The following is a 3,809-nucleotide window of genomic DNA, read 5'->3' as shown; positions in this document are numbered from 1 at the left end:
TATGCTTTCTGTAGATATGGCGGAACCGGATAATGTATTAGCGTTCTTATATTATTTTTTGTTAGATGACCTTGCAACTCATCACGTTTATCTATTCTTATTAAATATTGATGAAAAACAGAAGTACAGTTATCTAAGGTCTTTGGAAGAATTATTTCAGGGATACTATTTAATTCTTCATCATAAATTTGAGCGATTTTTTGACGTTTATTATTCCAATCATTTAGCCTCTTGATTTTTACAGACAATACAGCTGCCTGCAATTCATCTAATCTCGAATTTACTCCTTTGAACTCGTTGTAGTATTTTTTCTCTGATCCATAATCACGAATAATACATGCTTTCTCATAAAGTGCGCGATCGTTTGTTGTAATTGCACCTGCATCGCCTAAAGCACCGATATTTTTCGCGGGATAAAAGCTGGTTGTATTGATATTACCAAAACTTGAGGTTTTTTTGCCATTGTACGTTGCGCCTTGCGCCTGGGCATTGTCTTCCACTATGTGCAAATTGTGCTTTAGGGCTACTTGTATGATCGCATCCATCTCGCATGATTGTCCATAAAGATGTACAGGAATGATCACTTTTGTTTTATCTGTGATCTCAGATTCTATTTTTTCCGGGTTTATGTTATAGGTTTCTATACGGGGTTCTACAGGTACCGGCTTTGCGCCAACCATGCTGATTGCCAGAAATGTTGCTATATAAGTGTTGGCAGGTAAGATCACTTCGTCACCTTTTCCTATACCAAGCGTTTTTAGGGAAATCACTAAGGCATCTAATCCATTTCCTACCCCGATACAATATTTACATTGACAAAATTCAGCATATTGCGATTCAAATTGTTTAACCTCCTCCCCTAATATATATGAATTGCTATCCAGCACCTTTATCAGTTTCTTTATTATTTCTTCCCTAATCGGAGGATGCATATATTCAAATGAAAAAAAGTTTATTTTGTTCATTATTTGGAATCTTTGAAAAACTTACTAAAACAGAAGAAATTTACCCCGCACATTGCGGGGCAATCCTGCCTTTGGCGGGACTAAATCACCTGCCTGCAGCAGGCGCTAAATCCCACAAAAACAATAAGCAGTAGGCTGTTGGCAGCAGGCAATATTGTCAACTGTTCCCCCCGAGTACTCGAGGGGATCAACTGCCTATTTCTTTTTCTCATTCATTCTCATCAAAATATTTTCAAGCAAATTATCATCTACTTCAAATCCCAATTCTTTGGCTTTTTGCAAATCATAATATGCTTTTTGAAACTCATTGAGTCTATACCAGGCAACACCCCTGTTATTATATGCCTGAACATTCCCAGAATTTAGATCTATTACTTTACTATAGTCTTTAGTGGCTTCTAAGTACTTTCCCGAATTTAAGTAAATATAAGCTCTATTATAATAAGCCTCTATAAATTCAGGATTCATTTCTATTACTTTATTTAAGTCTAAAATTGCTTTTTCGAATTCACCCTTTTTGTGATATAAATTACCTCTGTTATGATATGTTAAATATATAATGGGATTTAGCGCTATTAACCGGCTCAGATCTGCAATTGCCTTATCTAGTTCCCCAGCCTGAGTAAAAAGCTTTGCCCTGTTTATAAGAGCTAATTCCAATTCAGCATCAAGAGCTAAAGCCATATTAAAATCTTTTAGGGCTTGGTTGTAATTACCTGAACTGAAATAAAGGCTGCCTCTGTTTGCATATGCTTTAGCATTATTCACATCAAGACTTATGGCATAATTACAATCCTCGAAAGCCAATTTTGATTCTCCGCTGCGATAATAAGCGTATGCCCTGTTGAAATAGATCCGCGGTAGATCCTGGCGCAGGCTTGATGCAGCGCTAAAATCACGAATAGCTTTATCAAATTGGTTGCTATATAAATAGGTCAGCCCTCTGTTGTTGTAGGCTATCCAAACATTTTCATGTTTTTTTAAAACATCATTCCATAATGTAAAACTATTTTCCCAAATATGACATCTGTACCAGGTTACGATGGAAAGAATAATAATATATCCAGGCAATATAAAATTAATCACAAGTCTTGAAAGTAGCAGTGGTTTAGTGAAGTCCCCCCTTTGGGGAGGACGATGTCCGGTGGACATCGGGCCAGCATTGCGGGAGGCAGGGGGGCTGCTATAAATTAATATAGAGGCGCCCCAACCAATAATAAAAAATAATCCAATATAAGGAATGTATGTATAACGGTCAGCAATATGGGCTTCACCTACTGGTATAATTTGTAATACCAACAATATATTAATTATGAAAAAAATCAAACCACCTACGACAGCCCGATATTTAATGTATTTTACTATTACGTATATTAATATAAGTAAAATGAAAGGAGAAATGTAAACGATCATAGGATAAAAGCCATTGATCTTCTCAGGATATGGATAAAAACAAGAAAGATTTGAGGGTATGATTAATTTTAATATATAGCTGATCAGCCCATAACTTGCAAATAACAGCCGGTCAATTACAGAATATAATTTTAGATCATGAAATGCCTCGGATGAATGTTGAGCAATGATCGCGATGATCCCAAAAATAATTGATATGATAAAAAATGGGATCGTGTGCGCATAACGCATGGCGTACCGGGTAACTCGGGAGCGTTCTTCGCTCCCTGCTCCCCCGACTGCGTCTGGATCTTCGACCTGCTCTCTGCTCTCAGCGCCATGCCCCGCCAGTTGGCGGGGCTTTGTGCTTAACGCATTAATTAGTATTAGTAAAACAGGCAAGGTTACTGCCATAGCTTTAGACAGAACGGAGAAAATAAATAATATTAATGCAAATACATAATATGTAATTACCCTGAAGTGAGCAGACTTATTCTCATCAGCTGTTTTTGTTTTGGTGGTAATATAAATATTTTGCCATCGAAGATATAATACATAACTGACCAATGCACCCAAAAAGAAAAAAGTAGATAGTACATCTTTGCGGGCTGATATCCAGGCAACAGATTCAACATGCAGAGGATGGATCCCAAAAAGTATGGCAGTGATACCTGCGATGTATAAAGCTTGCTTGCCTGGATCAGAGGAGAGGGTGTTGGCAAAATCCTCCCGAGTACTCGGGAGAGGACGATGTCTAATGGACATCGGGCCAGCATTGCGGGAGGCAGTGAGGCTTGTGAAAAATGCATATATCAACCAATATACAAGCAGAGTATTCAATAAATGCAGCAGCAGATTTGTTAAATGATAATAATAGGCGTCTGATTGAAAGAAATGATATTCTATGGCGTATGACAATATTGTGAGAGGATGATAATTACCAATCTTATAAGTTGTAAAAATTTTTTTAACATTAGAATATGATAGTTCCTTTATGAGCTTATTTTCAAGCACATAGCTATCATCATCCCAATTTGTAAAACCATTTTTTAAAACAGGTGAGAATGCAATAAAAGTTACCGCAAGAATTATCAATAAGACCCATGATTTCTTTAGCCGGCTAAATATTGGATATTGGATGTTTTTCATTTGTTATTCGTTATTTGTCAAAGGTTGGTATATTGACCATAATTGCGTAATTTTATACAAAAAGTTTATAAAGTGGAAAATTTTTAGGATACATTATTGTCAAATCAAGCTCATCCGATGAGCTTCTTTCGGTTACCAATAAGATTAAATGTATTGATTGGGTGCAGGTGGATGAGCATAGTATTTAGTTGCAAAAATAAATAAAAAAAATTGTTTTTCAAAATAAGAGTCCACTCTAAAAAGTCCAAAAAATAAAAATGCCACTAAATCACCAAAGCACTAAATCCCACAAAACCCTGAAAA

General features: G+C 36.3%; 2 protein-coding genes. Both read right to left on the bottom strand.

Features of this window, described 5'->3' with window-relative positions:
- The coding region (locus tag FVQ77_17330) for a DegT/DnrJ/EryC1/StrS family aminotransferase (GenBank protein ID MBW8052066.1) at positions 1-965 on the bottom strand (965 nt) is incomplete at its 3' end.
- 195 nt (positions 966-1,160) lie between these two features.
- A complete protein-coding gene (locus FVQ77_17325) occupies positions 1,161-3,506 on the bottom strand; it encodes a tetratricopeptide repeat protein (protein ID MBW8052065.1) in 2,346 nt (781 codons plus the stop codon).
- Positions 3,507-3,809: the final 303 nt, after the last annotated feature.

It is taken from the genome of Cytophagales bacterium (genome assembly GCA_019456305.1).
In the GTDB taxonomy this organism is placed as follows: Bacteria; Bacteroidota; Bacteroidia; order Cytophagales; family VRUD01; genus VRUD01.
This window is presented reverse-complemented; position numbering and strand designations above follow the sequence as displayed.

Excerpts from the sequence above, each read along its gene's own strand:
- FVQ77_17325 (MBW8052065.1), bottom strand. The coding sequence starts at position 3,506 with ATGAAAAACATCCAATATCCAATATTTAGCCGGCTAAAGAAATCATGG.